Below are 24,354 nucleotides of genomic sequence, written 5' to 3'. Positions count from 1 at the left end.
AAGGTTCTCAGGCTGAGAGTTTTGTTATGTGAAACTGCTCATATACGCAAACTAGGATACAAAGTAGCCATCGAAAGGAACCATCGAAAGGAACCATCGAAAGGAACCATCGAAAGGAACCATAGGGGGTTGCTAGGGAATTTTCTTGAAAGGAGCTTGCCATGAAAGATAAGTTAAAAGGTTATAAAAACTATATATTGCCCCTTCTATTTTCTATTGCAGCTGCTTATTGGGCTATGAGCTCTTTATTTGGTACATCTATAATTATGACATTAATAACTATATCTTTAATAAATAGTTTCCTGTTTTTTGTATGTATACATACAAAAGGGAAAGGCATAAAAGGTGGAATGGTTTTTGTTGCAATTAGTATCATTTACATAGGGTTAGTCATTATTGGTATAAATATATTTGGAAGTAAATACAGTGTAAATTATATTTTATGGTTCATAAGTTCTGGCACTGAAAACAATACACATATTATGGAGTTTTATTACATGACTATTTTAATAGCTTCGTATTTTTTTTCCTGTACAGTTTTTTATTTTACATCTATTCGGTTTAGAATTAGTTCTATTCTTTTAATTAGCATTGTACCCTTTATATTACAGTCAACAAAAACAGATGGAACAATTGAGGTTGCTTTTGTGATTTTTCTTGTTTTGTTTTTTTTAATATATATAGAAAAAAACAGAAGAGAAGGTTCTTATGGAGATCAAAAAAGTGTTTTTCAAATTAATAAATGGTACTTGGGCTCAGCTGTTATTTTGGTTTTGATATCTGTATTTTTTTCCATGACAGTTCCTAAACCTAATACAATACCGAAGCTTGCTTATTTAGATAGCATAATAGGTGAGGCAATAGATCCGGTAAATACAACAGTTCAAGAGGTTATTCAAAGTAGTGGTGATTTGGGAATATTCAATCCTATGGATTATACAAGGAATAGATATGTTGGTGCAGCAACTGCACCTTTGACAGAAAATGTATTATTTGAAGTTGAAGCCAAAGAACCTCTGTATCTAAAAAGCAGGAGTTGGGATAAATATGAAAACAATCAATGGTTAATAGAAAATAAATGGTTAACTGATGGATATAAATTAGATATAAATGTTACAAGGCTTATGAAGCTTGACACTATTATTAGATTTCTTGAGAGATTAGAAGGAGTAGATGAAAAACTTAATAAATTAGTAGATATTGTTACTGATGAAGGGTATACTTTAGCTTTAAATAAAGAAAGTGAAGCTGTTATTTATTCAAGATATTCTATAGGAAGAAATTTCATGACATCTAATGGGATAACAAATGTAAAACTTATTGATGGTAGAGAGGTATATAAAAATGAGCTTGGTTTTTGTTTTTTAGATGTGGAAGAAGAGCCTTATAGAAACGACATATATTCTTTTAATTACATGTCGAGGGAATTTTCATATTCGTCAACACAATTTCAAATTATGAGATTATTAGATAGGGATATTGTAAAGTTATTATTAGACTATGGAGATTATATTCTAGAAAGCGAAAACGTTGAAATTTTAAGGTATGATGATAAGCCAAATTTTAGCATTGAAAAAAAAAGAATATTGGATGAAGCTAGAAAGGAAATGAATATTGCTTATGACAATTTTACAAGTTTGCCGGAACAATTACCAAAGAGAATATATAGACTAGCAGAAGAAATTGTTGAGGGAGAAAAAAGTGATTATGATAAGGCAGTGGCAATTGAACAATTTTTTCATGATTCAGAATTTGTGTATGATTTATCTCCTCCAACAGCAGCTAATAGCAAAGACTATATTGATTTCTTTATTTTTGAAAGCAAAAGTGGAATATGTATTCATTATGCAGCTGCAATGGTTGTTTTAGCAAGAGCAGCAGGGTTGCCTGCAAGATATGTGGAAGGATATGTGGCAGATGAAATAGATGAGGAAACAGGCAAATATGTTGTAAGGCAAAAAGATGCCCATGCATTTCCAGAGATTTTTATAGCAGGTTATGGATGGATGACATTTGAGCCAACTGTTTCAAACGAAAGAACCAGTGAATTTATTTTATTTTTAATAAATGTTAGGGAAAAAGTAAAAGATATATCATCTTATATATGGCTTATATTTTTAGATACACCATTGTGGATTAAACTTTTATTAATACCATATTTGATTTTTATGTTTTGGGTATTTGTAAGAATATTTATTTTTATTCGTTATAGTGTATGGGAAGATAGGGTTTTTAAATATGGTAGAAAAGAAGCTCTTGAAAGCATTTTTAAGAAAACAGAAAATATTTTAAACAAGATAGATTTAGGTATTAAAAAATATGAAACCCCTTCAAATTATGCGACTAGAGTTTTTGATGAAAAAGGTATAGATATATATAGCTTTGTAGAGACCTTTAACAAATCTAAATACGGTGGAATAGAACCTACAAATGAAGACATAAAAAGTGGATTGGATATGTTCAAACACATCAAAAAGTACGTAAAAAGAAATAGCGGAAAATTAAAAGCAATGTTTATATAGTTTGCAAGTGGACTTACAAACTTCTGTTATTTTATCCTCAAAATCCTAGAAGCTTCTCTTATAATCTTAAGGTGGAGATTCAATGTTTAGCTAAAGTTAAACCAGTTTCAGTCGAATTCATCAAGAGATAGATAAAATCCAGGTATAAATTTCTCCATAAAAAAGTCAACTTCTAAAAGTCCAATTTTACAAATAGATGAATACAGAGTTTTTTTTGCCTGTTTAAATTCATTGTTACCTGACTTTTCTTCTTCAATACATTTTATATATGCAGAAATTTTGTCAGCCGCTTTTACTAGAAGCCATTCTTCATTTTGATCTTGGATTAGTATGTCCCTGTATGTTTTTTTCATATCGTCGGGCAGCATAGATAGAATTTTGTCAGTTGCCCTATCTTCTATATTTTTAAAAACTTCTCTCATTTCATGGTTGAAATACTTGATAGGAGTAGGAAGATCTCCTGTTATTGTTTCATTTGCATCGTGATATAAAGACAATATGGCACATCTGTCAGCGTTTACTTTACCGTTGAAGTATTTGTTTTTAATAACTGCAAGAATATGAGCAATCATGGCGACTTGAAGACTGTGTTCGGCAATGTTTTCTGTCTCGGTATTTTTCATAAGGCTCCAACGGTTTATATATTTTAGTCTTGATAAAAAAGCCATGAAGTTATAGGTATCTGTTTTTTTATTTTGCATCTCTTTCATGTTAAAATCAGCCTTTCCTTTTTAGTAATAAAGTTTAACTTACAAAATGTATTTACTGATATAGACTATTATATCATGCATTTATAAATCTTCTAGTAAAAAAAATGTTTTTTCACCTTTAATATATATATATATATATATACAGTAATTTGTCGATAATTTGAGGCTGGTGACGTTTTGTGTTATAGTTATAATTAGAATTATGTAAAAATCATATCTACAACAATTACCTGTTGATAAAGCAAAGGTGGTAGCTAAAACTATGTCATCAATGAAAAAGACAAGATACAAAAGAGAAAATGTCAAAATAAGGAGAAGGCGTGTCTTTCTTGTTTTAACTGAAATTTTGTTAATTGCATTATTTTACTTTTTAGTAAGTACTGTTGCAAGAATTTTAATTTTATTTTTTATTTTAATATGTGGGTTATTTTTAATAGGGTCTTTTTCAAAAACTCGTAAAAAGATTATCAAGAACAAATCTAAAGATATAAAAAGTTTTGAATCTAAGGATTTAAAAACAAATTTTAATGAGGAAAATGAAATTTATGATGAAGAAAAATATAAATTAAAGAAACTTGACAACAAAAATATAAATTTTGTCATAGATAAAGATGAAAATGATAACTCTTCAAGAAATAAAGAAAATTTTTTAGAAGATGACAACAAAGAGCTCAGAGAGAAAGTTGATAATTGGGTTGAAACAGTTAATTATTCAGATTCTGTTTTCAAAAGGATCATTAAGAAATCAAAAGAGGAAATGGAGGACAGCGATAAAAAGTATGAAGATAAAAAATTGGAAGATAGTGAATTAACAGAAAATAAAATAATAAGTAATGACGAAAACCCCGATATTTTTGATTCTACAAACTTCTTAAAAGAAAAGGAAACTATATTGGAAAAAGATGAAATGTATGACGATAAAGAGGGTGAATTTGATAAATCAGAAGAATATGATGGGGATGATATAAAAGACGAAATAGAAAAAGACGTAGAACAAAAAGAGAAAGATAATATAGAAAAAGACGTAGAAGAAAAAGTGAAGGATAATGTGGAAAGTGGAAGGGAAAATGATGAGGTTTTGAAGATTTCAAAGATTTCAAATGTTCAAGATAATGATGCTAAAGAGGAAAAGGTTGTAGACTCTGAGGTTTATAAGAATGGTTCTGATTATGAGAATGTGTTAAACTATCGTTTTTATACAGAACAAAAGAATAGAGACGATGAAGAAAATTGTATTCAAAAAGATAATGATAAAATGAGAAAGAAAAGCTTAAATAATGTTATTCCTCCAATGGAATTATTAAAAAAGCCTTGCATTGAAAAGAACTCTGAGCTAGTAGGAGTTGATTCTGGAAGAAATGCCAAAAAGCTTATTGATACTTTAAATAGTTTTGGAGTTAAGGCTAAAATTTTAAATGTAAGCGAAGGACCTTCAGTAACAAGATATGAGGTTCAACCTGATTATGGAGTTAAAGTGAGTAAAATTGTAAATCTTACAGATGATATTGCTCTAAATCTTGCGGCAACATGTGTGAGAATAGAGGCACCTATACCAGGAAAAGCAGCTGTTGGCATTGAAATTCCAAATACAGAAGTTACGCCAGTCTTACTAAGGGAAGTAATTGACTCTTATAAATTTTCAAAGCATACATCAAAACTCTCTTTTGCGGTTGGAAAAGATATTGCAGGGACTTCAGTTATAGCAGATATAGCTACAATGCCTCATTTGCTTATTGCTGGAGCTACTGGCTCGGGAAAAAGTGTTTGTATAAATACATTGATAGCCAGTTTAATTTATAAAGCTTCTCCAGATGAAGTGAGATTTTTGATGATAGACCCCAAAGTAGTAGAGCTAGGAGTGTACAATGGAATTCCTCACCTTTTAATTCCAGTGATAACCGAGCCTAAGAAGGCTGCAGGAGCCTTAAACTGGGCGGTACATGAAATGACCAATAGGTATAAACTTTTTGCAGACAATAGTGTAAGAGATTTAAAAGGTTACAATGATATAATGGAAAAGCAGGGGAAAGAGACTCTTCCTCAAATAGTAATAATAATTGATGAGCTTTCTGATCTTATGATGGTAGCACCTAATGATGTTGAAGATTGTATTTGCAGGTTAGCTCAGATGGCAAGGGCTGCAGGAATGCACTTAGTAATTGCAACTCAAAGACCTTCTGTAAATGTAATAACAGGTGTAATTAAAGCTAATGTGCCTTCAAGAATATCTTTTGCCGTTTCGTCACAGATAGATTCTCGTACAATATTAGATATGTCAGGAGCAGAAAAACTTTTGGGCAAAGGGGATATGTTGTTTAGTCCACTAGGTGTTTCAAAGCCTGTAAGAGTTCAGGGAGCTTTTATAACTGATAAAGAGGTTGAATCAATAGTTTCCTTTATTAAATCAAAGGAGACGTCCAGATATGATGAAAACATCTTAAAAGAGATAGATAGCCAGGTGGAGTCAACAAAAAAGGACAGCAATAATGAGGATGAATTATTACCTCAAGTTATAAACATGGTTATTGAACAGGGGCAGGCTTCAACTTCCTTGATACAAAGAAAATTTAAAATAGGATATTCTAGGGCTGCGAGAATATTAGACAGCATGGAAGCACAAGGTATAGTTGGTTCTTTTGAGGGAAGTAAACCTAGGAAGGTATTAATCACCAAAAGTCAGTGGCAGGAAAGGGAATTATCAGATTAAAAGTAAAATGATTATTAAGTAATGCTTTAGAAATAAATTTTTATCTTATTCTAAGAATCCACCTTATAGAAGGTGGAGTTGCTCTTATAAATCTTCAGGTGGAGTTGAGTCTCCACCTGAAGTCTCGATGTTTAGCTTTAGCTAAACGAGTTCACTATTTTTTAGCCATTACTAATCAAATAAGAATGAGCCTTTAGGCTCATTTCTTATTTGATATCTAAATGATAATTTTGCAGTGATTTGACTCCATTGTCTTTTGTCTGAGTTTCCTTATAAGCAGCAATGCCTTTAGCACTGGCCGAAGCAGCAGTAATAGTGGTAATGTAAGGTATATTGTGCTTTATTGCTGCTTTACGGATATAGGAGTCATCATGTTGACTTAACTTACCAGAAGGTGTATTTATAACTAGTTGTATTTCCTTGTTCATAATGCCGTCTACAATATTTGGACGCCCATCATGTAGCTTTTTTATAATTTCTGAATTTATTCCTTTTTCTTTAAGGAAAAGGTGTGTTCCCTCTGTGGCCTTGATATTAAACCCTAGTTTTGAGAATTCTTTTGCAACTTCCAACATAGCAGGTTTATCATGGTTAGCTACACTAATTAAAACTGTTCCTGATGTAGGCAGTGGAACCTGTGTGCCTTCCTGAGATTTAAAGAATGCAAGACCAAATGAGTCGGCAATCCCCAATACTTCTCCAGTAGAGCGCATTTCAGGGCCTAGTAGAGGATCTACTTCAGGGAACATGTTAAATGGAAATACTGCTTCTTTAACTCCAAAATGAGGTATTTTCTTGCGAGTAAAATCACTTATATCTGATTTTTTGCCTATTTCATCAAACATCATTAGATTAGTGGCGATGTTTGCCATTGAAATGCTGCAAACTTTTGATACAAGGGGAACTGTTCTTGATGCACGTGGATTTGCTTCTAAAATATATACTTTGTTATCTGAAATAGCGTATTGTATATTCATAAGTCCGATAACTTTAAGTTCTTTAGCAATTTTCCCTGTATATTCATAAATGGTTTCAAGGTGTTTTTGAGGTATGCTTGTTGTAGGGATAACACATGCAGAGTCTCCAGAATGAATACCAGCCAATTCAATGTGTTCCATTACTGCAGGTACAAAAGCGTCTACTCCATCGGCTATTGCATCGGCCTCAGCTTCAATGGCATTATTTAAAAATCTATCTATTAAAATAGGGTTTTCTTTTGTAACTCCAACAGCTGAGTCTAGATATTTTCTTAACATATCTTCATCATAGACAACTTCCATTCCCCGTCCACCAAGAACGTATGAAGGTCTTACCATTAAAGGATAGCCAATACGGTTTGCTACAGTTATGGCTTCATCTAGGTTACTTGCCATACCTGATTCGGGCATTGGTATATCTAGTTTTTCCATCATTTGGCGGAATCTATCGCGATCTTCTGCAAGATCAATAATTTCAGGTGGAGTGCCTAAAATATTTGCTCCTGCCTCTTCTAATTCGTTAGCAATATTTAAAGGAGTTTGACCTCCAAATTGAACAATGACTCCTAAAGGCTTTTCCTTTTCATAAATACTAAGAACGTCTTCAACAGTAAGAGGTTCGAAGTATAATTTGTCAGAAGTGTCATAGTCAGTAGAAACTGTTTCGGGATTACAGTTTACAATAATTGTTTCATATCCCATATCACGAAGGGCAAAAGCTGCGTGAACACAGCAATAATCAAATTCAATTCCCTGACCGATTCTATTAGGGCCGCCTCCTAATACCATTATTTTTTTGCGATTTGTGGAATAAGCTTTATCAGGTGCATTATAAGTGGAATAATAGTAGGCTGCATCATCAACACCACTAACAGGAACAGGTTCCCAGCCTTCAACTACACCTAAGGAAGTACGGCGATGACGAATTTCTTTTTCTGGTATATCTAAAAGCATTGAGAGATAACGATCAGAGAAACCGTCCTTTTTAGCCTGAATTAGTAAATTATCAGGCAAAGTATTGTTTTTATATTTTAAAACTTCTTCTTCCAATAAAACCATTTCATTCATTTGTTCAATAAACCAGTGTTTAATGTTGGTTAGTCTATGAAGCACATCTATTTTGGCACCTTTTCGTAAAGCTTCATACATAATAAATTGACGTTCACTTGAAGGTTCTACCAACATTTGCATAAGCTCTTCCAAAGAACGCTGGTTGAAGTCACTGGCAAAACCTAATCCATAACGACCAATTTCTAAAGAACGTACAGCTTTTTGAAAAGCTTCCTTGTAGTTTTTGCCAATGCTCATAACCTCTCCCACTGCCTTCATTTGTGTACCAAGCTTGTCTTCAGCACCTTTGAATTTTTCAAAAGCCCAACGTGGAAATTTAATAACGGTATAATCACCAGAAGGGGTATATTTGTCAAGGGTTCCATCACGCCAGTAAGGGATTTCGTCTAAAGTTAATCCAGCAGCTAACATGGCAGAGATAAAAGCAATAGGAAATCCTGTTGCTTTAGATGCTAATGCAGAAGAGCGAGAAGTTCTGGGGTTTATTTCAATAACCACTATTCGATCTGTTTTAGGATCATGAGCAAACTGAACATTAGTACCTCCAATTACCTGTATGGATTCTACTATATCGTATGCATGCTTTTGAAGTCTTTTTTGAAGTTCTGTACTTATTGTAAGCATGGGGGCACTGCAAAATGAGTCTCCAGTATGCACACCCAGTGCATCAATATTTTCAATAAAACATACAGTTATCATTTGGTTTTTGGAATCACGAACAATTTCCAGCTCCAGCTCTTCCCAGCCTAGTATTGATTCTTCTATTAGTACTTGACCAACCATACTAGATGCAATACCACGACTTGCAACAACTTTTAATTCTTCTACATTGTAAACCAAGCCGCCACCAGTTCCTCCCATAGTATAGGCTGGGCGGACAACAACTGGAAAGCCCAGTTCCATAGCAATTTTTTCAGCTTCTTCCACACTATATGCAGGTTTACTCCTTGCCATTTCAATACCTAGCTTATTCATAGTTTCCTTAAAAGCAATACGATCTTCACCACGTTCTATTGCATCTACCTGAATCCCGATTACTTTTACACCATATTTCTCTAGAACCCCTGCTTTAGAGAGTTCTAGACATAAATTTAATGCGGACTGGCCTCCTAAGTTAGGAAGCAGTGCATCCGGACGTTCTTTTTCAATTATTTCTGTTGCTCTTTTTAAATTTAATGGTTCAACATAGGTTGCATCAGCAATGCCTGGATCGGTCATAATGGTTGCTGGATTTGAATTTACCAGTACAATTTCATAGCCCATATTCCGAAGAGCCTTACATGCTTGAGTTCCAGAATAGTCGAACTCACAGGCCTGCCCTATAACAATAGGCCCAGAACCTATAATCATTATTTTTTTAATGTCATTAAGTTTTGGCATATTATTGACTCCTTACTTTAAAAATATATATTTAAAATAAATTATTTTCTTAACTATTATACACCAAGTTACATAAAGAAACAGCATATTTTTTTAGAAATTTTAATAAAAATATTATTTGAGAATAAAAAATTTAAATACAAAAAGAAACATATGCCTTTATAGAGAGCTTTTCAAGAAAAGCTTAAACATAAAATTGAGCACAAAGATTTTACTAAAACCAGATTTATATTATGGTTTTACATATAAGAGAAATTTCTATGGGAATAATATGTATGAATAAAGGAGTTTTTAAAAATATGTAGAATAAAAATAGTATTAACTTTTTGAAAGGGTTGTTTAAATTTGAATTGGATTGATAGACTTGAGCGTAAATATGGTGGATTTGCAATAAGAGGCCTTATAAAATACATTGTTATAGCAGCTGCATTTATATTTGTAGCAGTAAGTTTAAGTGAAAGATTGTATGTTATTGATGAAATGTTGAGGCTTAATCGCGATCAGGTATTAAGAGGTCAGGTTTGGAGACTTATAACTTTTATATTTATACCTCCGAGCTATAATATATTTGTAGTATTTGCACTATATATATTGTATATATTTGGGAAATCTCTAGAAGACATGTGGGGAAGCTTTAGATTTAATCTGTATTATTTTATTGGCATGTTGTCCGCTATTATAGCAGCTTTTATTACTGGATCAGGCTCTGTTATTTATTTGAATTTGTCAATATTCATTGCATTTGCCTATTTAAACCCGAATTTTAAGTTGCTCTTATTTTTTATCATACCTGTAAAAGTAAAATATTTAGCTTGGTTTAACATATTTTTTGTAATATTCACTGTAATTTTTGGAGATATGCCAGATAAAGTAGCGGCTGTACTTTCATTTTCTAACTTTTTTGTATTTTTTGGGAGAGGATTTTTTGAAAGGTGGATACTTCCTAAAACAGCTGCTTTATTGAAAAAAAGAAAGCGTAAAAAGTTCAAAGTTATAGCACCTCCTAAAAAATTTGAGTTTGTTCATAGATGCAGGGAATGTGGAAGAACATCGAAGGAGTTCCCTAACTTGTCTTTTGGGTATTGTAAAATATGTGGCAGTGATTATGAATACTGTGAAGATCATATAAATAATCACAAACATACAACTTAAAAGATATTTGTTTAAATGTTTTATAAAGAGTGTCAGTGATTTGTTTAAGGGGTGGAGTAAAATGTTTGAGGTAGTGTTGCTTATAGTTAAAGTTTTTTTTGCATTAATTATATATTTATTTATCTTTAGTATTATTCGTCTTATCTATCTTGATATAAAGTCTATGAATGTTAGTAAAGTTGATTTAGATAAAGGTTTTTCCTGCTTAAGATTAAAAAGTAAAAGAGAGAAATTTGATTTTAAGCTAGAAGATACCTATGTATTGTCTAAAAGCATGACAATTGGGCGACAGGACAAGAATGATATTGTCATAAAAGATTCTTTTATTTCTGGCATACACGCACAATTTATTTTAGAAGATGGGGAAGTCTATTTAAAAGATTTAGACAGTAAAAATGGAGTATTTGTCAACCAAAAAAGACTTGAAAATAATAGAAACTTATTAAGAGATAAAGATATAATAAAAATAGGACAAGTTGAATTTATTTTTGCTAAGGGTGAGTAAATGAGGTGTTTTTATGTTTGAAAAAATAAACTATTATAAACCTTTAAGTATGATTGTTTTTATTAATATCATTGCGTATGCATTTTTAGCCTTTAAGAATACACCATATAATTGGCATGCATTTTTACCCTGTTTTTCTATATTGGGAATGATTTGCATATCTTATATTGTAATTTTAAAGAAGAAACTTGGTGAAGGGTATCTATTTTTAATTGTATCAATGCTTTTGAGCATTGGAATTATGATGATATACAGATTAAATCCTGACCTAGCTATTAAGCAGATTATATGGATGTTTATAGGTATTATTGTGTTTTTTGCAACATATCATAGTTATTTTAAAATAAAAAATTGGGATAAATATACCAAGTTCTACATAGGTGTGCCTGTTGTGTTATATATTTTGACTCTTATTTTTGGAACTACAATTAATGGTGCTAAAAATTGGATTATAATAGCGGGACACAGCTTTCAACCTTTAGAACTTAGTAAAATTTTATATGTTTTTTTTCTTGGATGTTATTTCAAAAGTCCAGATAAGTTATTTTTAAAGAATTCTAATTATAGTCACAAAAATAGAATAATAATTAATAGACTATTATTAATGTTGATTACCTATTTACATATAGGGTTTCTTATTTTGCAAAGAGAATGGGGAACGATAGCGTTATTATTGTTGGTATATCTCTTTATTCTCTATATTTTTAGTGAAGACAAGAATTTTTTAAATTTAAACTGTGGGTTAATATTTCCAACTGTCTTAATAGGGTATATGTTTTTTTATCATGTAAGAGTGAGAGTTGAGGTTTGGCTCAATCCTTGGGAAGACATTTTAGGAAAGGGATATCAGATAGCCCAATCATTATTTGCCATAGGCTCTGGAGGCTTTTTTGGAACAGGATTGGGAATGGGTAAACCATATATGATTCCAGAATCTAGCACAGATTTTATATTTTCTGCAATATGCGAAGAGATGGGAACATTGACAGGTGCAGCAATAGTTCTTTTATATATGCTTTTATGTTACAGAGCATTTAAGATTGCTTTAAATATAAAGGATAGATTTGAGAAAGTAGTGGTATTAGGACTTACTCTTATGATTGGAATACAAACATGTACAATTATTGGAGGAGTAATAAAGCTTATTCCTTTGACTGGGACAACACTTCCATTTGTTAGCTATGGTGGAAGTTCTCTTGTTTCAAGTTTTATTATTTTAGGTGTATTACAGGCAATATCAAATGGGGATTTTAGCAGTGAGGGTGAAACTTATGGATGTAAATAAAAAAATTATCAGAGTATTGATAATAATGTGCGTACTTTTTTTTCTTATTGTAGCTTATTTAACATATTGGCAAATTTTTGAAGGTGAAAATATGATGCAAAATGTCTACAATAGAAGAAATAACGAAATAGAAGAAAACACTATGCGAGGTAGCATACTTGATAGAAATGAAGTTGTTTTGGCATATAGTGAGAAAAATGGTGATGTATACGAACGTGTATATCCATATGGGGCTTTATACAGTCATGTTATAGGTTATGATTCGAGAGTTTATGGAAAATCACTTTTAGAAGCATCGTATAATAGTTATTTATTGGGGATTGATAGATATAGTCAGGTTTTTGGAATGATTGATCGAGAAAGCAAAGGAAATAATATTTATGTCACGTTAGATCATAGACTTCAAAAACTGGGAGAAAGTCTTTTGAAAGATAAAATTGGAGCCATTGTAGCTATAGACCCTAAAAGTGGAGAGGTACTTTCCCTTGTAAGCAAGCCTAATTTTGATACTAATGATAAATGGCTTGAGGAAAACTGGGTAGGTATTGTTGAATCAGATAAAGCTATTCTTTTACCACGAGCGACTCAGGGACTTTATGCTCCAGGCTCAACTTTTAAAGTTATTACAACTGTAGGAGCAATTGAAAATGAATTTGATAAAGAAGTATTTGAGGATAAAGGCACAGTGATTATTGATGGTTATGAAATAAGAAATGCAGGGAAAAGGGCTCTTGGAAGTATAGATATAAAAAAAGCACTTGCTGCTTCAAGCAATGTTGTTTACTCGCAAATAGGCGTTAAACTTGGGAGTGACCAGCTTAAAGACCTAGCTAACAGAATAGGTATGAATAGGGATATACCATTTGATATTACTGTAAATAAAAGTATTTTTCCCTATGATAGTATGGGAGAAAATGATATGGCGGCAGTTGCTATAGGACAGGGTGAAATGGTGTTTACACCATTTCATATGGCTATGGTTGCAGCAGGTATAGCTAATGAAGGAAAAGTGATGAAGCCTGTCTTGGTGAAATCTGTTGAGTCACCAGATGAAAAAGAAATTGAAAGTGCAAAGATTGATATACTATATGAAATTATGGAACAGGAAACGGCAAATACTATTAAAGAGATGATGTATGAAGCTATAGAAAATGGAACAGGTAGAAGTGCAAAAGTTGGAAATATTAGCGTTGCAGGGAAAACAGGCACAGCAGAAAACAATTTGTCAGAAAAAAATAAAGATAAAGAGCATGCATGGTTTATTGGGTTTGCACCAGTTGAAGACCCTGAGATAGCAGTAGCAGTTGTTGTTGAGCATGGTGGTTCTGGGAGTGGGGTTTCTGCACCTATTGCAGGAGAAATAATGAATGAGTATTTGCAGAATTTAAAATAGATGTTTATAAGAGAAAAACTAACATTAAAACACAGGAGAAAATCAATTCCCCTGTGTTTTATAAAAGCTCTTCGGTGTGTGCTAAGAAGAGCTTGCTAGTATTATATGTTTTATATGTTTCTTTATACATTTTTTTAACAATCTTCTATATTTTCTTCACATTTAATATACACCCCCGTCATTTATGGGTGCATGTTATTTATGTGTGGCTTGCGTTTTATATATTTATTTATTAAGATAATAAAGAGGATAAATCTTTTAAAAAAGTGTTTTAGTGTAAAGATTTAACAAACCGTAAAATAATTATTGGTTTTAGGGCAGGCTGTTAAAGAATTATTCATATAGTTTATAAAAAAAGAAGGTAGGTGAAGATTAATTAGCAAAGGAAGAAATTTATTAACAAAGTTAATACTTTTATTTACAGTGATTCCTGTTTTAGAGTTATACGTTTTGATAAAAATAACAAGTATGACAAGTATTCTTTCAACTATTGGAATTATAGTTTTTTCAGGAATTATCGGAGCATATTTGGCGAAAAGTGAAGGTAGGATTGTAATTAGGCGTATTAAATTGGATATTAACAGTGGAAGGTTACCTGGTGATGAATTAATAAATGGGTTGTGTGTTTTAATTGGTGGTGCATTACTTTTAACTCCTGGAGTTATAACTGACATTTTAGGTTTTTCCCTTATCATACCTGGAACGAGGGGTCTATACCGAAAGATAATTAAAACAAAGTTATATAATTTAATTCAAGCTGGCGACGTGAAAGTTCGATATAAATATTATGATTAATTCACGTGTGTTTTAATATGTTTATATAGTGCAAACTAGATAGTAAACATGAAAAACAATATTCACACACAGGTGTTAGTACAAATATAATATATTTTTTGCAAGGGAGTTTGGATATGATTAAAATATACAATAGACAAACTAAGGAATACGATATAGAAAAGGTAGCAGGAGAAAAATTCATGAAAGTTTTATATAACACAACATGTGGCAAAGCTGGATTGGAACTGATGTTAAAAAGAAAGCTATACTCTGTGCTTGCCGGGAAATTGTGCGATAGTAGAGTTAGTGCCTTGAAAATAAAAAAATTTATAAAAAAATATAGTGTGGATATGTCAGAATTTTGTGATGAGCCAGAAGATTTTAGGACATTTAATGAGTTTTTCACAAGAAAAGTAAAGTCACATGCACGACCTTTTTCTAAGAACCCAGAATTTTTTTTATCACCAGGAGATGGTAGAATTCGAGGGTGGATGAATATAGATATAAACAAGAATATTGAAATAAAAGGTATTAGCTATACATTTAAAGAGTTAATATCTAGCGATGAAATTATAGATAACTATAATGGAGGAACTGCCATAGTGTTAAGGTTAAACCCTACAGATTATCACAGATTTCATTTTATTGATGATGGTATATGCAGCAAAAGTAAAAGAATAAAAGGACATTATTATTCTGTTAACCCTATGGCTTTATTGTCGTATCCTAAGGTGTTTTGTCAAAATATAAGAGAATATAGTGTTTTAAAATCAAAAAATTATAAAGAATTAATATATGTCGAAGTCGGAGCCACTTGTGTTGGCTCTATTGTTCAAACATATAAGCCAGGAGAATTTATTAAAAGAGGTAGTGAAAAAGGTTTTTTTAAATTTGGTGGTTCGACTGTTATAATTTTAATAAAAAAAGATTGTGTCAGGCTAGATGAAGATATATTACATCAAACAAAATTAGGATATGAAACTAAAATTAAAGCAGGTGAAATAATAGGAAAAAATAAGTTGTAATAGATAAAAAACAAAGGGATTTTGAGAAAACATAAGATTTTTGTATTTAATTACTTCTAAACAAAAACGTATAAGATAGTCATTTAATAAAAAGTATTGTATAATAAGAACATATGTTCGGTGGGGTTTTAGTGTTTGTAAAAATGTTTTTTTTGAACATGTAAAACAGTTGTTATTTTTAAGTTTTAGAGCAGACATATAAAACTTAAAAGCAAAAAAGTTCGTTACTCCAGAGGCTTTGCTTTATAAAAAGAACAGGAGGATTTCTTATGAGAGAAAAAGATATATTAAATGAATATCCTTATATATTAAACAATTTAAAAAAGTTAAACTGTGAACTAAATGAAGTAGTTAAAGATAAAGAACTTGTAGAAAGCATTTTAAATTATTGCAGGGAAAAAAATATGCAAGACTTTAATGAGCCAACATTGAAGGCAGTTGAGAGTGTTCTGGACAGATATGTTAATAATATCTTATATATGACAGGAAAAATAAATAATTTAAAAAAATTGAAAAACGAAATTGATGAAAAAAAGGAAGGAAATAAAAATGAAAGCAATTATATTTGATATGGATGGATTGATGATTGATACAGAAGGTTTATATTTTGAAACTGAAAGAATTATAGCAAAGAAATTTAACAAAGAAGTAAAAGACGAAACCCTATGGGAAATGATGGGTAGAAAGCCTATAGAGGCAATAGGGATTTTTGCAAATCATTTAGAAATTGATATTCCTTTAGAAGAACTTTTAGAGTTGAGGGATAAATTATTTGTTCAAAAACTCAAAGAAAAACTTGTTCCCATGCCAGGTATTTTTGACATTTTAGATGAATTTAAAAACAAGATGAAATTGGCAATAGCAACAGGTTCACCAGATAAGTTTTTACAAATTGTATTGGATAAACTGGATTTAAAAATTTATTTTGAAGTTTTACAGCCATCAGACAAAATAATAAACGGAAAACCACATCCTGAAATGTATTTGAGAACAATAGATAAGCTTCAAGTTTTGCCGTCAGATTCAGTTGTACTTGAAGATTCAAGTAATGGTGCATTAGCAGGTGTTAAAGCAGGGTGCTATACTATTGCAATTCCAAATAAATATACTTATAAACAAGATTTTAGTTTTGTAGATTACATAGCAGAAAGTCTTTTTGATGCTAAAGATCATATCAAGAAGATTGCAAAACATGGATAAATATTACTCTTGGTTGTCCCAAACCCGTTGAATGATCGGGATTTTGTCCTTGAAAACAGAGCGTTATTTCTAAGATTAAGATATTCCTTAACTAATGAGAGAGCCCCCACCTTCTAGAAGGCGGGGGCTTAGTGAAATCGTTTAGCTAAAGCTAAACATCGAGGCTTCAGGTGGAGACTCAACTCCACCTTATAGAAGGTGGAGTGTTAGAATAAGATAAAAAAGGAATCACTTGCAAATGATCCCTTAAAAAATAATGTTTTTTCAAAATTCAGATATTATTTCCAACACATATCTTTGTAGCAAAACACAGTCAGACGAGTCAATTACTCCATCACCGTTAAGGTCTGCAGCTAATTCTCCATTATCTATTGGAAAATCGGATGTTATTTCTAATACATACCTTTTCAGTAAGACATAATCAGAGGAATCGATTATCCCATCGCCATTAAGATCTCCCATTAAAACAGGTTCTTCTGACGATTCAGGTTCTAAACCAAATAATTTAGTGTTTCCATCATATACAGGTATATATTCAGTTTTTGATGTTACATGGTCACGTACAAGTCCTTGATATGAAAAATCATTGTCTGGATTCCAAAAATCCGTTGCTTGAGGAGCTGAAATACGAAATTGTACTTCCCGTTTATGTTCTGATTGTCCTCCAGGGTAAATGTCAGTGCCATCTTCATATGATATTTTTGTATAGTATATATTATCTGAGTAATGCTTCAATTGAGTTATGGTTGCAGGGATCTCTGCTATGCGCAAATCTACTTCTATATCATCTACATCATAACCTGCCTCAAAAACTTCTGTAAGATCAACATAGTAGTTAAATGATAAATCCTCAATTAGCCTTGCAGGCCATGCAGATCTATTATTTAATTCTGCTCTAATTTCAGTATAGTTTGGTCCCATTGAGTTAATGCTGGCTTCTACAAAAAACTCAGTTTCAGGCTGCTCTTTAGGTGGGAAGTTTTCTTCAGGAGTTCCTCCATAAAGAGAAACCATTTTTGAAAGAGCAGCTACAAATCCTGCATTATAATCGCAGGCTACTTCATTATGAACGAAGTCATCAATTTCATCAGAATATTCATCGTTTTGACCAGGACCTCCAACTAATGCTCCATAAAGAACATGTCTATGATATTCTGGTTCTTTATCAGTATCAGCCCAAGCACCATGAGAAGTTCTGTGATGTGGACGCTGAGGAGGGTTATCTCCAAATCCTACAACGAAACTTCTTCCTGTGCTGCCTAAAGCATAATCTACTTGTGTTTTAGCAAAATCTTCATAAATTTCTTTTTTATCAGGAGGGCAACCTTCCCAATCAGCATAAACACTTGCCAAAAACGCAGCGGTTGTTGCATATCTTAGTGAACCCCATTGGTCAAGCCAAGCCAAGCCTTCAGGTGTGTATGTTATACGTTCACCATTATATCCTGTTGTCCAGAAATCAAGATTTCTCTCAGTAGATTCTATGTATATATCCTTGTTGGTTATTCTAGCTAGGAGAAGTTGAGTACCATATCTTACGTCATCCCAACAGTGGCCCCACTTATATGATAAAGTGTCAGTTTGTGGTTCGGTGCCCCAGAATTCAATGTATGATTCGGCTTTGTCAAGATATGAAACGTCGTCTGTAGCAAGGTACAGCCATGTTGCAGCCCATGTAAGTTCGTCCCAGAATCCACTCCATGAGTCATAGTATCCATCGGCAGCAGTATATGTACTATCGCTTCTTTCTGTATCAGCAATATCAAATAAGCTTTTAGCGTTAGTAAGATAATCATCATCATCAAAAATTATTGATCCTATAGCAAGGGCAGCTGCCATTTGTGCAGTTACAGCAGAGCCTTTACCTGTGAAGTATGGGCGTTCCATTTCTTGCTCAATAACTTCAACTGGTCCCCACCATATGTGGTCAGTCGCACCATCACCTATTTGATACACCACACTTGATCCTTTGTTACAATCGACTAGGTAGTCAAGGACAAATCTTAGATTATTTTCCATATAAATCCTTTGTTCGGCTGCTTCAAAACCTTCAGGATATTCATATAGAGCCCATCCAAGCATTGATGCTGAATATGCCATAGGCAAGTTGAATTTAATGTGATCACCAGCATCATACCATCCACCAGTAACATAATCATTCAAAGTTGAATCCCCACGCCATTCAACACGATTCCATGATGGAAGAGGACCGGCTTGTTGGCACTCAAAAAAATAAATAGCCTTTTGAAGAGCTTCAGCATAATTAAAGGATGATTCAGCTGATGCCATTGGCAGGCCTTTAGGCATAAGAAATGCCAATAACATAATTAGTGACAAAAAAATACTAGCAGTTTTTTTCATTAAACTTTTCCTCCTATAAAAAAATAATATATAATAAAAAATATATATAACTCAATAAGAAATAACATCTGATTCTCATCGTCCAAAACCCTTTAAATGTAGGTCGTTATTTCGAAGGTATTCATAAGTAAATTGAAATTATGCTAGGAATTTCAAGTCCTATGGTCTTAAGCATATAATTTCTCTAAAACTTAGAATAAACAATTCAAAAAAACTTTTCGAAAAATATATTATTATTAAGCTATATATAAATTATATAACATTTATAAAGTTTCATCTAGTATAAAACAAAAAAAATAGCTTTGCTGAGTCTCTTTTGTGATATTTTTTGTGGTTTATAAAGGGGTTATGTTACATTTCCTGAAAAATAAGCAAACACAATATAACTTATATATAGAAGGAAAAATGAAAAGCCTTCTTTTCTTGTTATGGTTTTTTGTGTAAATGAGAAAAGCAATAACAATATAGAAGCTAGAATAATTATTATCATATCTATTCTAATTTCTGGGGAAGCTTCTATAGGATATACTAGAGAAGAAAGTCCAAGAACAAAAAGAATATTAAAAATATTGCTTCCAATGATATTGCCTAATACAATATCAGGTTCTTTTTTTAATGAACCAACAATACTTGTAACTAATTCGGGCAAAGAAGTTCCTAATGCAACAATAGAGAGTCCAATAAATGTTTCACTCAATCCAAAAACCAAAGCAATTTCTTTTCCGTTTTCGACAACCATGTTTCCACCAACAATTAATCCTGCCATTCCAATAAGCACTAAAAAAAGCAGTTTGAGTTTTTTCTTAGATGAATTTTCAGAAGTAACTTTGTCATTTTTTAGAACATCTATTGGGGGTGTACTTATATTATTTTTCTTTTTGGACTCTGAAGCTATATAAAAGATAAAAAATACAAATAGAGTAAGCAGTATTAAAGAATCAAATCTAGAAATAATACCTCCAATAGAGACTAGTAAAAATAATAGCATTTGTGATGCTATAGAAAGAGGTATGTCTCTTTTATAAATTGATTCCTTTACTTTTATAGGGAAAACTAATGCTGTTAAGCCAACAACTAATGCTATATTAGCTATTGAGCTTCCCAATACTGTACCAAGTATTATATCATTGCTTTGTTTAATGCCTGATAGAATGCCAATTACTCCTTCAGGGGCACTGGTGCCTAGAGCAACTATAGATATTCCAATTATAAAAGGAGACAATTTGTAAATAGCAGCTAATTTTGATGAAGAATCAACAAGTAAGTCGGCTCCTTTTATCAAAAAAACAAATCCTATAATTAAAAAAACAAAATACATATATATGTCCTTTCTTACCATTCGTCATAAACGTAAAAATCTTATAACATTTTAACGTATATATTTTTTACTGTAAAGTAATTTTAAATACTCGAATTTATTTAATAAATGTAAAAGAATATTCAAAAACCTAAAGTTAGAAGTTCAGAGATTGTAAATATTCTCATGTGAGAACAAATTTTACTTCGATTTAAGGAAAATGTACTTACTTTGTTTGGAGGTTTATCTTATTCAAAGACTCTACCTTCTATAAGGTAGAGTTGAGTCTCCACCTGAAGCTTCGATGTTTAGCTTTAGCTAAACGAGTTCACTATTTGCTTTAAATATAAAATAATAGGTGTGCACATGTACACAAAAAAAATAGAATTAACGAACTATATAGATGAGAGGTTATGTTTTATAATAATTTTCTAAAATATTCAGTACTTTGGAGTGCTTTGGCATACAAAGTCATTGTTTAAGCTAGTTTAGAACAGAAAGGCAATACACATATTAACAACTAAGAAAAATTAAACAAATAACTTTTTATAGATCATTAATTTTAGGAATCTAATTATAAAATAAAAACAAACGCTTTAATTTTGAAAAAATGTTGAAACAAAATCAAATTTAATATATAATGAAATTAAAAATATAGTATTTTGATAATAACTATGTATTAAGGGAAAATGAAGAGGTTGCAAGTTGTTAAATATGGTTTTTAGAATAATGATTTGTTCATTTCAAATAAGTAATTGTAGTTGTATTGTCTGTAATGACAAGCCTCGTGTTCCCAGTAATACTAAGTTAATAATATAATAGAATTTTCAATTAGGGAGGAATCTAGAAAATAATCAAATCTTACTTACAATTTAATTCTTATGTATTATAAGAGTGTACTAGAGGAGTATTTTTATTAAAGCTATAGGCGTGTTTGCGATATTGAAACTAAAATAGTTTGCTGAAATGATTGTTCCAAAGTTTTAGTATGTACATAGTAACCATGGCAATACTTGATATCATATTTAAATCCAATTCTAATCTTGTTATGAACTCTCTGGTATTTTAAAAGAATAAAAATTTACATGATAATATTATGCTTGTATTAATATTGCTTTACTTTAGCGTATGTATATAAGGTGTTTATTTATTAAATGCCTTTAGAGGTCTTTTTATTAAGATCATATATTATTAATTTTATGGGAGGAATGGTAATGAAAAAAGTTATCAGTATGCTTGTAGTTGTTGCGATGCTAACCGCTATATTTGCAGCAGGAGCCTTGCCAGATTCATTGGTTTCAGCGTCTCAAGAACTAACAGTAAAAATTGGAAGCGTCCAAGGTAGTACTGGGACAACAGTACAAATACCAGTAGACTTTTCAGGAGTGCCAGCGAGTGGGGTAAATAATTGTGATTTCATATTAAGTTATGATCCTGATTTGCTGGATGTAACAGAAGTTACACCGGGAGACATCATAGAAGGAGGATTGACAGACTTTGGTTCAAATGTAAATTCTTCAGACGGTAGAATAGCAACGATGTTTGTAGATGAAACCGGACTTGGAGATCGTATGATTGAAACAGATGGAACATATGCAATGATAACAGCAAGAGTATTAAGTGATGAAGCAGCTTCAATAACATTAGCAAGTCAAGGAGCATTTGCTGATTATGATTTAAATGCAGTATCTGTTTCTTTTGAAGATGGTGGAGTTAATGTAGATTCATCCACACAGCCGCCACCACAAGATGATGATGATGATGATGATGGCGATGATAGCGATGATTCACAGCCACCAGTACAACCACCGGTAACAGGTGATGGAACAGTTGTGACAATAGATAGTGTAGAGGCAAGTGCAGGTTCAACAGTAGAGATACCTGTGTACTTTTCTAATGTGCCATCAAGTGGAATAAACAACTGTGACTTTATATTCTGGTATGAGCCTGGAGTGATTGAAGTAACAGATATTACACCAGGGTCAATAATAGAAGGTGGATCAACAGATTTTGGATCACATATAAATGATTCAAATGGAAGACTATCCTTCATGTTTGTAGATGAAACAGGTCTAGGAAATCGTATGATAGAAGAAGATGGAGTGTTTGCGACGATAACAGCAAATGTGTTAACTGATGCAGCAGCACCAATAACGTTAGCACAAAAAGGAGCATTTGCAGACTATGACTTAAATTCACTGGATGTTGAAATTGTAGATGGTGGAGTTAATGTAGATTCAACAACACAACCACCACAAGATGATGATGATGATGAAGACGATGAAGATGATGAAGATGATACACCAGTGCCACCACCAGCAACAGGTGACGAAACAGTTGTGACAGTAGATAGTGTAGAGGCAAGTGTGGGTTCAACAGTAGAGATACCTGTGTATTTTTCTGATGTGCCATCAAGTGGAATAAACAACTGTGACTTTATATTCTGGTATGAGCCTGGAGTGATTGAAGTAACAGATATTACACCAGGGTCAATAATAGAAGGTGGATCAACAGATTTTGGATCACATATAAATGATTCAGATGGTAGATTGTCCTTTATGTTTGTAGATGAAACAGGATTAGGAAATCGTATGATAGAAGAAGATGGAGTGTTTGCGACAATAACAGCAAATGTGTTAACTGATGCAGCAGCACCAATAACGTTAGCACAAAGAGGAGCGTTTGCGGACTATGACTTAAATTCATTGGATGTTGAATTTGTAGAGGGTGGAGTTAACTTAGATTCATCAACACAGCCACCAGAACCAACGCCACCACAAGATGATGATGAAGATGAAGATGATACACCACCACCAGCGACAGGTGATGAAACAGTTGTGACAATAGATAGTGTAGAGGCAAGTGTAGGTTCAACAGTAGAAATACCTATATACTTCTCTAATGTGCCATCAAGTGGAATAAACAACTGTGACTTTATATTCTGGTATGAGCCTGGAATAATTGAAGTAACAGACATTACACCAGGAGCAATAATAGAAGGTGGATCAACAGATTTTGGATCACATATAAATGATTCAGATGGTAGATTGTCCTTTATGTTTGTGGATGAAACAGGATTAGGAAATCGCATGATAGAAGAAGATGGAGTGTTTGCGACAATAACAGCAAATGTGTTAACTGATGCAGCAGCACCAATAACGTTAGCACAAAGAGGAGCATTTGCAGACTATGACTTAAATTCATTGGATGTTGAAATTGTAGAGGGTGGAGTTAATTTAGATTCATCAACACCAGAACCAACACCAGAGCCAACACCACAACCAACACCAGAGCCAACACCACCACAAGATGATGATGATCATGGTGATGTGCCAGTACAACCATCAGGAGATTTGAGAGTAGAATTCTTTAACTCAATCACAACTGTTGATAGTAATTCAATATCTCCTCAATTTAGATTAGTAAACACTGGAAGCTCACAAATTAATTTAGCAGATGTTACGTTAAGATACTATTATACAGTTGATGGAGATCAGTCACAGACTTTCTGGTGTGATCATGCTGCGAAAGTTGGAGATCAATATGAAGCATTAACTTCAGATGTATCAGGTAGCTTTGAAAGAATGAGTAATAGTACAAGTGATGCTGATTATTACCTTGAAATTAGTTTTTCAAGTTCAGCAGGAAGCTTAGAAGCAAACAGACCTGTTGAAATACAGGGAAGGTTTGCTAAGGATGATTGGTCAAATTATAATCAATCAAATGATTATTCATTTAATGCAAATGCATCTAGCTTTACTGAGTGGGATAAAGTAACTGCTTACATAGATGGTCAATTGGTATGGGGTGTAGAACCAACAGGTTCACAACCATCAGAACCAACACCAGAACCAACACCACAACCAACACCAGAACCAACACCAGACGATCAAGATGATGATGACGATCAAGACGACCAAGATATTCCAGAAGGATTTTCAGTGGTAGTTGATATGGTATCAGGAAATGCTGGAGACGAAGTGCAAATACCG

15 protein-coding genes are annotated in these 24,354 nt (G+C 32.5%); 11 read left to right on the top strand and 4 right to left on the bottom strand.

Features of this window, described 5'->3' with window-relative positions:
- The first annotated feature begins 161 nt into the window (after nt 1–161).
- The gene (locus RBH29_RS00075; RefSeq protein ID WP_306694196.1) at nt 162–2,522 is read left to right on the top strand and encodes a transglutaminase-like domain-containing protein; all 2,361 of its coding nucleotides are present in this window, start codon (nt 162–164) and stop codon (nt 2,520–2,522) included.
- A gap of 107 nt (nt 2,523–2,629) precedes the next feature.
- Here RBH29_RS00075 and yfbR read toward each other — a convergent pair whose 3' ends face one another.
- Nucleotides 2,630–3,223, bottom strand: coding sequence for a 5'-deoxynucleotidase (yfbR, locus tag RBH29_RS00070; protein WP_306694195.1), 594 nt, complete (start codon nt 3,221–3,223; stop codon nt 2,630–2,632).
- Between the two features lie 271 nt (nt 3,224–3,494).
- Here yfbR and RBH29_RS00065 point away from each other — a divergent pair, with 271 nt between their 5' ends.
- Nucleotides 3,495–5,939, top strand: a complete 2,445-nt coding sequence (locus tag RBH29_RS00065) for a DNA translocase FtsK (protein WP_306694194.1) — start codon at nt 3,495–3,497, stop codon at nt 5,937–5,939.
- 206 nt (nt 5,940–6,145) lie between these two features.
- Here the strand turns inward: RBH29_RS00065 and carB are convergent, their stop codons facing one another.
- Entirely contained in the window at nt 6,146–9,367 is a 3,222-nt protein-coding gene (gene carB / locus RBH29_RS00060) for a carbamoyl-phosphate synthase large subunit (protein WP_306694189.1), read from the bottom strand.
- Nucleotides 9,368–9,712: 345 nt separating this feature from the next.
- On the opposite strand from carB, the gene RBH29_RS00055 reads away from it, so the two are divergent.
- The 8 genes from RBH29_RS00055 to RBH29_RS00020 all read left to right on the top strand — a co-directional run bounded on the left by RBH29_RS00055 (nt 9,713) and on the right by RBH29_RS00020 (nt 16,704).
- Nucleotides 9,713–10,519, top strand: a complete 807-nt coding sequence (locus tag RBH29_RS00055) for a rhomboid family intramembrane serine protease (RefSeq protein ID WP_306694188.1) — start codon at nt 9,713–9,715, stop codon at nt 10,517–10,519.
- Between the two features lie 61 nt (nt 10,520–10,580).
- On the top strand, nt 10,581–11,024 hold the full coding sequence (locus RBH29_RS00050; RefSeq protein WP_306694187.1) for an FHA domain-containing protein: 444 nt from the start codon (nt 10,581–10,583) through the stop codon (nt 11,022–11,024).
- Between the two features lie 13 nt (nt 11,025–11,037).
- A complete protein-coding gene (locus RBH29_RS00045; protein ID WP_306694186.1) occupies nt 11,038–12,309 on the top strand; it encodes an FtsW/RodA/SpoVE family cell cycle protein in 1,272 nt (423 codons plus the stop codon).
- The gene (locus tag RBH29_RS00040) at nt 12,296–13,702 is read left to right on the top strand and encodes a peptidoglycan D,D-transpeptidase FtsI family protein (protein ID WP_306694185.1); all 1,407 of its coding nucleotides are present in this window, start codon (nt 12,296–12,298) and stop codon (nt 13,700–13,702) included. The genes RBH29_RS00045 and RBH29_RS00040 overlap by 14 nt, the downstream gene beginning before the upstream one ends.
- 375 nt (nt 13,703–14,077) lie before the next feature.
- Entirely contained in the window at nt 14,078–14,497 is a 420-nt protein-coding gene (locus RBH29_RS00035; protein WP_306694410.1) for an FxsA family protein, read from the top strand.
- Between the two features lie 116 nt (nt 14,498–14,613).
- Complete coding sequence (locus RBH29_RS00030) at nt 14,614–15,504, top strand: phosphatidylserine decarboxylase (protein WP_306694184.1); 891 nt, start codon at nt 14,614–14,616, stop codon at nt 15,502–15,504.
- A 269-nt stretch (nt 15,505–15,773) separates the two neighbouring features.
- Nucleotides 15,774–16,073, top strand: a complete 300-nt coding sequence (locus tag RBH29_RS00025; protein WP_306694183.1) for a hypothetical protein — start codon at nt 15,774–15,776, stop codon at nt 16,071–16,073.
- Entirely contained in the window at nt 16,054–16,704 is a 651-nt protein-coding gene (locus tag RBH29_RS00020) for an HAD family hydrolase (RefSeq protein ID WP_306694182.1), read from the top strand. Before RBH29_RS00025 ends, RBH29_RS00020 begins: the two co-directional genes overlap by 20 nt.
- Nucleotides 16,705–16,968: 264 nt before the next feature.
- Here the strand turns inward: RBH29_RS00020 and RBH29_RS00015 are convergent, their stop codons facing one another.
- Both RBH29_RS00015 and RBH29_RS00010 read right to left on the bottom strand, forming a co-directional pair.
- A complete protein-coding gene (locus RBH29_RS00015; RefSeq protein WP_306694181.1) occupies nt 16,969–19,065 on the bottom strand; it encodes a glycoside hydrolase family 9 protein in 2,097 nt (698 codons plus the stop codon).
- A 346-nt stretch (nt 19,066–19,411) separates the two neighbouring features.
- Nucleotides 19,412–20,383: a calcium/sodium antiporter gene (locus RBH29_RS00010; protein ID WP_306694180.1), complete on the bottom strand. Its 972-nt coding sequence runs from the start codon at nt 20,381–20,383 to the stop codon at nt 19,412–19,414.
- A gap of 1,193 nt (nt 20,384–21,576) precedes the next feature.
- Here RBH29_RS00010 and RBH29_RS00005 point away from each other — a divergent pair.
- Nucleotides 21,577–24,354 (top strand): cohesin domain-containing protein (locus RBH29_RS00005; RefSeq protein ID WP_306694179.1); only part of this gene is annotated, 2,778 nt, incomplete at its 3' end.

It is taken from the genome of Herbivorax alkaliphila, from assembly GCF_030848475.1.
In the GTDB taxonomy this organism is placed as follows: Bacteria; Bacillota; Clostridia; order Acetivibrionales; family Acetivibrionaceae; genus Herbivorax.
The sequence above is the reverse complement of the archived record's forward strand: the minus strand, read 5'-3'. Positions and strand labels throughout refer to the sequence as shown.

Coding starts and splice junctions, on each gene's coding strand:
- RBH29_RS00075 (WP_306694196.1), top strand. CDS start 162: ATGAAAGATAAGTTAAAAGGTTATAAAAACTATATATTGCCCCTTCTA.
- yfbR (WP_306694195.1), bottom strand. CDS start 3,223: ATGCAAAATAAAAAAACAGATACCTATAACTTCATGGCTTTTTTATCA.
- RBH29_RS00065 (WP_306694194.1), top strand. CDS start 3,495: ATGTCATCAATGAAAAAGACAAGATACAAAAGAGAAAATGTCAAAATA.
- carB (WP_306694189.1), bottom strand. CDS start 9,367: ATGCCAAAACTTAATGACATTAAAAAAATAATGATTATAGGTTCTGGG.
- RBH29_RS00050 (WP_306694187.1), top strand. CDS start 10,581: ATGTTTGAGGTAGTGTTGCTTATAGTTAAAGTTTTTTTTGCATTAATT.
- RBH29_RS00045 (WP_306694186.1), top strand. CDS start 11,038: ATGTTTGAAAAAATAAACTATTATAAACCTTTAAGTATGATTGTTTTT.
- RBH29_RS00040 (WP_306694185.1), top strand. CDS start 12,296: ATGGATGTAAATAAAAAAATTATCAGAGTATTGATAATAATGTGCGTA.
- RBH29_RS00030 (WP_306694184.1), top strand. CDS start 14,614: ATGATTAAAATATACAATAGACAAACTAAGGAATACGATATAGAAAAG.
- RBH29_RS00025 (WP_306694183.1), top strand. CDS start 15,774: ATGAGAGAAAAAGATATATTAAATGAATATCCTTATATATTAAACAAT.
- RBH29_RS00020 (WP_306694182.1), top strand. CDS start 16,054: ATGAAAGCAATTATATTTGATATGGATGGATTGATGATTGATACAGAA.
- RBH29_RS00015 (WP_306694181.1), bottom strand. CDS start 19,065: ATGAAAAAAACTGCTAGTATTTTTTTGTCACTAATTATGTTATTGGCA.
- RBH29_RS00010 (WP_306694180.1), bottom strand. CDS start 20,383: ATGTATTTTGTTTTTTTAATTATAGGATTTGTTTTTTTGATAAAAGGA.